General features: G+C 38.0%; 4 protein-coding genes. 2 read left to right on the forward strand and 2 right to left on the reverse strand.

Annotated features, from left to right (window positions below):
- The coding region (locus E1171_RS13880; RefSeq protein WP_155206630.1) for a glycosyltransferase family 4 protein at nt 1–1,062 on the forward strand (1,062 nt) is incomplete at its 5' end.
- 53 nt (nt 1,063–1,115) lie between these two features.
- Nucleotides 1,116–3,290 carry an amylo-alpha-1,6-glucosidase gene (locus tag E1171_RS13885; RefSeq protein WP_155206631.1) on the forward strand — a complete coding sequence of 725 codons (2,175 nt, stop codon included), beginning with the start codon at nt 1,116–1,118 and terminating at the stop codon, nt 3,288–3,290.
- Nucleotides 3,291–3,415: 125 nt separating this feature from the next.
- Here the strand turns inward: E1171_RS13885 and E1171_RS13890 are convergent, their stop codons facing one another.
- Together E1171_RS13890 and E1171_RS13895 are read right to left on the reverse strand one after the other, a co-directional pair.
- On the reverse strand, nt 3,416–6,685 hold the full coding sequence (locus tag E1171_RS13890) for an amidohydrolase family protein (RefSeq protein ID WP_155206632.1): 3,270 nt from the start codon (nt 6,683–6,685) through the stop codon (nt 3,416–3,418).
- Between the two features lie 538 nt (nt 6,686–7,223).
- On the reverse strand, nt 7,224–8,931 hold a 1,708-nt coding region (locus tag E1171_RS13895), incomplete at its 5' end, for an efflux RND transporter permease subunit (RefSeq protein WP_155206633.1).

Here is an 8,931-nt window from a genome sequence, read left to right on the forward strand (position 1 = left end):
GAATCGGTTCCTCCCAAAATGTACGGTGGGACAGAAAGAATTGTATCTTACCTAACCGAAGAGCTGGTTAGGCAAGGTCATGATGTGACTTTGTTTGCTTCTGGGGATTCTCAAACTTCCGCTAAATTAGTTTCAGGTTCCAAAGAAGCCTTACGGTTAGGAAATTGTATAGACCCTTTGGCTCCACATGTTACAATGTTACAAGAAGTATTGGAGCGTTATCATGAATTTGACGTAATTCATTATCATATTGATTATTTACATTTTCCGGTATCCAAGCTGATTCGAAATCCTCAATTAACTACTTTACATGGGAGATTAAACATACCAGAATTGTCTCCTCTGTATGAAAAATTTGGAGAGATGCCTGTAGTTTCAATTTCCAATGACCAAAGATTGCCTTTACCGTTGGCAAATTGGACAGAAACAGTTTATCATGGTTTACCATTAGACCTTTATGAATTGGGTAAGGGAGATGGGGATTATGTTGCTTTTATTGGCCGTGTATCTCCTGAGAAACGTCTGGATCGTGCCATTGCAATAGCAAAAAAAGCGGGAATAAAATTGAAAATTGCAGCTAAGATTGACAAGGCAGATCAGGAATATTATGAAAAAGAAATCCAGCCTTTGATGAATGACCCTCTAGTGGAATATGTGGGGGAGATTGGAGAAAAAGAAAAGGTTGACTTTTTAGGAAAAGCAAAAGCACTTTTGTTTCCTATAGATTGGTCCGAACCTTTTGGTTTGGTAATGATCGAGTCCATGGCTTGTGGAACGCCTGTTCTTGCCTGGCCATGTGGTTCGGTGAATGAGGTGGTAGATGAAGAAAAGACTGGATTTATTGTTTCCTCTATAGAAGAAGCAGTAAAAGCTCTTGAAAAAATTGAAAATATTGATCGGGTAGCATGTAGGAAGCAATTTGAAAAGCGCTTTAGTGTGCAAAGAATGGCCGCCGATTATTTAAATGTATACAAAAAACTTATTGCTTCAAACAAATCAGGTAGTCTAAAAAGTTTACTATTAAAACAAGTGTCAGACGTTTCCTTATACAGTAAAATGTAGGTAGGGGAAGGAGCTGCAACCATTAGACTATATGTTTTTAGCATTTGGAGCATATGAAGCATAAAGAGACCTTTATAAAGGACGATCAATATTACATCCTTGCCTCTTCCTCTTATACAGATGACCGGGTAAGGGTTCTCAATTATGGTAATACCTTTGGTGTATTTGATCGCTGGGGCGATATCAAGCGAATAAGTAAACAATTGCAGGGCATTTACCATGAGGGTACACGTTTTGTAAGTGACCTGGAATTTCGTGTGAATGATCACCGACCTGTCTTATTAAGCTCTACGGTTAAATATGAGAATGAAAGTCAGTCGGTAGATTTAACTAATCCTGATATTGCATTAAGTGATGGGAGCCGGATTCTTAAAGGGAGTATTCATATAGGCCGAAATAAGTTTCTGAAGGAAGGTGTGAGTTATGAAGTTTTTCACTTTCAGAACTTTAATCAAAAATCTTACGATTTAAAACTAAGCTTTGCCTTTGATGCTGACTTTAGAGATATTTTTGAGGTAAGAGGAATTGCCAGAAAGGAAAGAGGATTACTATTGCCTTTGGAAATATTTAATGAATCTGATTTGAAATTGAGTTACACAGGCCTTGATCATTTGACCCGTGCAACCAATATTCACTTTAGTCCTAAACCGGAGAGAATTGACCATAAGGAAGTGATCTATAATGTGACTCTAGCCCCTCAAAAATCTCTTTTCATTTATATTACAATGGTTTTTCAGTTAGGGGAACAAAAGATTGAGGTGGTTCCTTATCAAGAGGCTTATGAGAGTATCATGAGTGACCTTTCCTGGGGAAAAGAACAAATAGCTCATATTTATAGTAGCAATGAACAATTTAACGATTGGATAAATCGCTCCAAATTTGATCTTCTTTCTTTACTGACCTCTACTCCCTATGGTAAATATCCCTATGCCGGGGTTCCCTGGTACAATACGGTTTTTGGAAGGGATGGAATCATCACTGCTTTGGAAACTTTATGGATAGATCCTGAAATTGCACGTGGTGTATTAAGGTTCTTGGCCTATAACCAATCTGAAAAAGAAAACTCCTTTCAGGATGCGGAACCTGGAAAAATACTCCATGAACTGAGAAGTGGAGAAATGGCTGAAATGGGAGAAATTCCATTCAAAAGATATTATGGGACAGTTGACGCTACTCCTTTATTTTTGGTGCTGGCTGGGAAATATTTCAGACGTACCGCCGATGAAGAAACTATTACAGAAATTTGGCCTCAAATATTAAATGCCCTCAAGTGGATAGATACCTTTGGCGATTTGGATAAAGACGGGTTTGTTGAATACCAGCATAAAGAAGAAAGTGGCCTTACGAATCAGGGCTGGAAAGATTCCCATGATTCGGTTTCTCATAAAAATGGTGATTTGGCTGAAGACCCTATTGCTCTTTGTGAAGTGCAAGGATATGTTTACGAAGCTAAAATGGAAGTTGCCTTTCTTGCCCACAAAATGGAGGATGCCGCCTTGTCAGATAGGTTAATACAAGAGGCTCAACTTTTGAAAAAGAAATTCAATGAAAAATTTTGGGATGAAGAATTGGGGTCGATAGTGTTAGCATTGGATAAAAATAAAAAGCCATGCCGGGTTAAATCCACTAATGCCGGGCATTGTCTGTTTTCGGGAATCGTTGATGAAGATAAGGCAGGTCGCATTGTGGAGTCCTTACTTAGTTCGGAGATGTATTCAGGTTGGGGAATAAGAACTTTGGCCATGGATGAAAGCCGGTACAACCCTATGTCTTATCATAATGGTTCGGTTTGGCCACATGATACAGCCATGGTTGCCTTTGGAATGTCACGTTATGGTTTTAAACAGGAAACTCTGAAAATAATGGATGGCTTATTCAATGCCGCTATTTTTATTGATTTATTTCGAATGCCAGAGTTGTTTTGTGGATTTAGTGCCAGAAGGGGAGAAGCTCCTACAGCATATCCTGTTGCCTGTTCTCCTCAAGCGTGGTCTGTAGCTGCGGTTTTCTTTTTATTGCAGGCCTGCTTGCAGATTGAAATTGATGCCATTAGTAAAAAAGTTCGGTTTAGTAGACCTGTTTTACCCAATTTTGTCAACTCAGTGAGAATATCTAATTTGATGTTAGGAAAGGAAAAAATGGAGTTGGAGTTGTTTCGCTTTAATAGTGATGTTGGGGTTAATGTATTGAAGAAACCAGAAGATTGGAATATAAATATTATCAAATAGATTTTTGGAAGATAAAAAGTTTTGAATAAAGAATGAGTCATCGAAGTGCTTTCCTCATACATTTCTTGATCATTTAAGGATAAGAGAGAAAAGAGACGCAAATTTTTGCGTCTCTATAATTCCTTTTAATTCATTTCACATACACAATGAGGAAGCATAAAACTTTGGGTTTCTGCATGGAAGTCGAAATTAGAATTATATCCATCTAATTCCCAGAAGAATTTTGTACGAGGTCGATTATAGTTTCCAATTTCATTCATAGTTTCTGTCTCATAAAGTCTTCCATTAACCATAGTGAGGGCCACAGAATTGGTATTTTGAATGTTGTTCAAAGGATCTTTATCTAGAACTATCAGGTCTGCTAATTTTCCAACCTCCAAAGACCCTAAATGGTCCCCCATTCCAATATATTCTGCTCCGTGAAGGGTGGCCGCCCTTAATACTTCCATATTGGTCATTCCTCCTTGCTGAAGCATCCACATTTCCCAATGAACTCCCAATCCTTGTAATTGGCCGTGTCCGCCCACACAAACTTTTACACCATTGTCCACCAGCTTTTTTAGAGATCGAGAGGTGAGGATATGGCCGTTTTCATATTCTTCCTCAGGGGCTTTTGTTCTATGGCGTGAGCGGGCATCAATTACTGCTCTAGGGGTATATTTGAGTAATTTTTCATTTTCCCAAACATTCGTTTTTTGATACCAATAATATTCCCCACTCAATCCTGCGTAATTTACAATTAGGGTTGGGGTATTGGCAGTTTTACTAGCCGACCATAAACTCACTACATCTTTATAAAGTGGAGCCACGGGCACATTATGTTCTATACTGGTGTGTCCGTCGAGAATCATAGTCATATTATGAAAGAAGGTGGAACCTCCCTCAGGGTATACCATGATACCTTCTTCCCTTGCTGCCTTAATGATTTGTTGTCTTTGCTCCCGACGTGGTTGATTATAGCTTTTTACAGAGAATACTCCAAAGGCTTTGGTTCTTCTTATGGTAGATCGAGCATCATCCAAATTTTTAATCGGGGCTTTGAAGTCTCCATCTGCACCATATAAAATGGTACCTGTAGAAAAAATTCTTGGTCCCACCATATTTCCAGTTTTCACCATTTCAGATTGAGATAGGGCCATTTCTGAGTTGGAGGAAGGATCATGAGTGGCGGTGATCCCAAACGCCAGGTTGGCATAATACGGCCAGTCTTTTTGGGGACTTAAACCTGTTCGGAAGGCATTTAAATGTGCATGGGTATCAATGATACCGGGCATAATGGTTTTCCCTTCCACATCAATTATTTTGGCATCCTCCGGTATGGTTACTTGGTTAGCAGGTCCAATATCGAGAATCTTATTATCCTTTATGAGAATTACTCCTTTTTCAATGACTTTTTCCCCATTCATGGTGATGAGTTTTGCTCCATTAAACGCAATTAACCCCTTTGGGCGGTCAGAATTTAGAGTCAAGTTGATGTGCAACGAATCTTTTTTGATTTCAGGGATACTGTCGGCTGCACCTTCTACAAAAGTGAAGGCATCTTTTAAGGCAACGGAATAAAGGGTATTTCCCAAAGTATAGTGTAATGATTTGTTATCACTTGACCACTGTAAATTTATTCCCGCATCATCTGAGACTTTAGCCAGAGGTAGGGCCTCTGTATCCGCAGATAATTCAAATGATTTCCCACTCTCTGCAAATGGCATAATATATACCTGATGTAGCTCGCTAAATGCCAACCATTGATGGTTCGGGCTTAAGGTGTACTGATTGGCGTATTTTGAATGGAAATGTGTTTTTTCATCCTCTCCTGATAAGTCTATACTTTTGAAATTTTTGTCCAGCTCACCAAAAATGGAGCCACCGGTTTGGTAATAAATGCGATCTCCTTTTGCATTAAATTTGGGGTTGGTCCCTTCTGAAGTTATAAATTGAGGCTTTTTATCTTGGATGTTCATCCAATAAATCCCAGGATCTACGGAATATGCCTGCCCAAAGGTTAGGCCTCCTCTTTCTTTTCGGTATACAATATGGTTTCCGTTGGGAGAAAAAGCAGGTTCCCGAAAGATACCTTTCTCTTTTGTAAGCTTAATGGCTTTTCCTCCTTTTAAAGGAATTCTCCAAATGGCTCCTCTATTCTCGTCATTCCAACTCACAAAAACGATTTGTTTTCCGTCAGGGGAAAAATTGGGTTCAAATTCGAAGTCAGTAAAAGTAGTAAGACGTTGTGGTTTCCCATTAGGTAGTTGTTTTTTCCAAAGTTTTCCTGCTGCATTAAATACCAACCACTTGCCGTCAGGTGAAGTAACAGCATGGCGAATAACATGGGCTTCAAAAGTGTCAGGGTCAGGGTTATTTTTAAATTGAAGAGCATCTACTATTTGATGTTTTGCTTTTGTCTTAAATGGAATTATCTGGGCAGAACCATTTTCGGTATTTATTTTACGAATTTTACCCTTTGCCCATATCACAACATTCTTATTGTCGGGCATCCAGTTAAACCCTGGATAAACTCCGAAAATGGCCCAAGCTTCTTGTTGATCTTTTGAAAGTTCTTCGTAAACAGGGCGTTGAATTCCTGTTTCTAAATCTTGAATAAACAAAACAGATTTTGTTCTTACTCTTCGAATAAAAGCAAGCTTTTTACCATCAGGTGATGCTTGAGGTCTTACTGCTCCTCCGGGGCCAGATATGAAATTTTTTGTTTCTCCTTTTTCCCGGTCGTAGCGACGAATAATATAAATCTGGCTGTTAGGATCTTTGTTGTATTGAAAATATCCTCCTGGATACATGTCTTCACTAAAATACACATAGCGTCCATCAGGGCTCACCCAAGGTTCGTTTACATCTTGTTGGTCGTTTTTACGTTTGGTTAGTTGTATCCCTTTTCCCCCACTGATATGATACATCCAAATTTCTCCTGCACCCAGAGATCGTTCTGAAGTAAAATGTTTTCTGGCAATTAGATATTGTCCATCTGGTGTCCAAACTGGATTGTTCAATAAACGGAAATCTTCTTTTGAAACCTGGTGAGCTTGTGAACCGTCGTTATTCATGATCCAAATATTATCACCACCACCAGCATCACTGGTAAAGGCAATTTTTTTTCCATCTGGGCTGAATCGTGGTTGTACTTCATAAGCATGACCTGATCGCAAGAGAATAGCTTCTCCTCCCGTTATGGGCATAAGGTAAATATCCCCAAGCAGGTCAAAAACAATTTGTTTTCCATCAGGGCTAACATCTAGATTCATCCAGGTTCCTTCATCTGTTTCTATGGTAATCTCTTTAAAGGGTTTATCGGGTTGGGTAACATCCCAATTGTCATTGCTGTCCTGGCCATTTGTGGTCAGAACAATGCAAAGAGCTAAAAAAAGGGAATAGAATTTTTTCATAAGTGATAAATAATTTGGTTGTTTTGTTAAACTAATTGATTGCCTAAAATTTTCTTAAAAAAATAGGATTAGAATAAATTTTGATATCTATAAGAGGAAATTTCAAACAAAAATATTAGCGCTAAATATATCAAATTAATTGAAACGAATTGCGTAATAGGAGAATATTAGAATAAAAAAGCTACCTGATTTGTTCCGTTTTCAATCTAATGCTTTTAATATTAGAATTGATGGGTTTTTTCTTCATTAAGGGAATCCGGAAAAGCCGATTTAAACGCCATATTGATATCGAAAAGGATAGGATAAATTAAAAGCACCTCATTAGAGGTTCCTACCTAAATTTGGACATTGACTCGAGTTAATTTTATCTTTGAATGCTTTGCAATATAATTCAAAAATTGAAAACAAGTTTAAATAAAAAGATTAGGAATTTGCTAAGATAGGGATGTCATTATAGGATAATGTTACAAATTATCTAATAAAAAATCCTACAAACTGCTATAAGTGTAAAATAAGGTTTAGAAATTAGGCTGAAAAATCATGGTTTTCCCTTAGGATAAAATACCATCAATAAGGCAGGTAACAAAATAAGGTCGGCCAGAACAGCAAAAAGAAGGGTAAGGCTGGTGAACAGTCCAATATAGAAAGTTCCTAAAAAATTGGAAAAAGTAAGGGTGAGAAAGCCCCCACAAAGGATGATGGAGGTGACACTTATGGCTTTCCCGGTTGATAAATAAGTACGTTTTAATGCATATAGCATAGATTTTCCCTGTTTTCTCTCCATTTGAAGCCTTCCTAAAAAGTGAAGGCTATCATCTACCGCAATTCCGAAGGCAATGGTGAAAACAATGGAGGTAGACAATTTTAGGGGTACACCAAAAAAGCCCATAATCCCAGCGGTAAGAAGTAGGGGAAAGATATTAGGTATAAGGCAAAAGAAGGCTATTCCGATGGAACGATAAATAATTCCTACAACAAGAGACACTAGCAAAAAAGCAAGGGTAAGACCTTTTATAAGATTTTTAGTTACTAGCTGGTGGTTTTTTTCTATTAAGGTGGCAGAGCCCGTAAGTTTGTAGTTTATGTCTTTCGGGTTCAAAGAATTCATGAAGCGTTGTAATTTTATATTCCTTTTGGAAGAAGCATCACTTCCAATGTCTGCCATTCTTCCGGCAACTCTTGCTTCCATCTCATTTTTACTGACAAACTTGTAGAGAGGAGAATTTAAACCTGCTTGTTTTAGGCGTCTAATAATTTTCTTCAGTTTTTTTCCTTTGGGGATTTGATAGTATTCCTTAGCTCCACCATGGTAAGCCTGGTTAAAGGATTTGATTACTGAAACAGGTGAATTTACAAATCCTACTCCATATTCGTCTTCAAGAAAGTCATCCACTATATCAAGGGTTTGCAGTACCTCTTCATCTAATACAGATGAAGAATCTTTCAGGCTAATGGACATTTCAAATGGACGGGCACCAAAAAACTGTTCTTCAAAAAATTTATAGTCTTGCTTTAGTTGATGGTTGCTTTTGAGGTCCTCCAAAATATAATTGTTGGTCCTAATTTGAAGGATTCCCCATAAACCGCCCCCAGCCAGAAGAAGGCAAATGAGAAGAATTGTCTTTTTATATTTTAATAATTTTAAGAACATATAATGAAGGATTCTGGACCAAAAAAGTTCATGTTGTTGCTTTCGAACAATTCGAGGACGTTTTAGTAAATTTAGAGCCGCCAGAAGGAAGGTGAAGCTTAACAAAAGGCATAGTCCAACCCCTATAGCAGAATAAATACCTAAATCTACTACTGGTTTTACATTGGAACTCATGAGGGTTAGGAAACCTATGGCGGTAGTGATGGCTGCTAAAAAAGTGGGAAGGCCAACACATAAATATGCGTTTTTTATCGCCATCCAATTTTCCTTTTTGAGCCTTAATTCTTCTAGGTATTTGGATACCAAATGAATGACGTAGGAAATACCAATCACCATCATGGTGGTAGGGATCACGTTTAAAATAAGATCCATTGGTTTATTGGTGAGTTTCATAAAGGAAAAAACTCCTAGGATGCTGAGTCCCACCACTACCAGTGGAAAAATCACTCCCCAAAGGGACCGAAAAGTTAAAAACAAGATAACGACGGTAAAAATAAAAGAAAGGGAAACGAAAAATAGGGCTTCTTTTTTAATCAATTTGATGTAAAATACCTGATTAATAACTCGACCGGCGTAGTGTGTCTCGTCAAATTGA

This window comes from Xanthovirga aplysinae, assembly GCF_009711365.1.
Classification (GTDB): Bacteria; Bacteroidota; Bacteroidia; order Cytophagales; family Cyclobacteriaceae; genus Xanthovirga; species Xanthovirga aplysinae.

Coding starts and splice junctions, on each gene's coding strand:
- E1171_RS13890 (WP_155206632.1), bottom strand. CDS start 6,685: ATGAAAAAATTCTATTCCCTTTTTTTAGCTCTTTGCATTGTTCTGACC.
- E1171_RS13885 (WP_155206631.1), top strand. CDS start 1,116: ATGAAGCATAAAGAGACCTTTATAAAGGACGATCAATATTACATCCTT.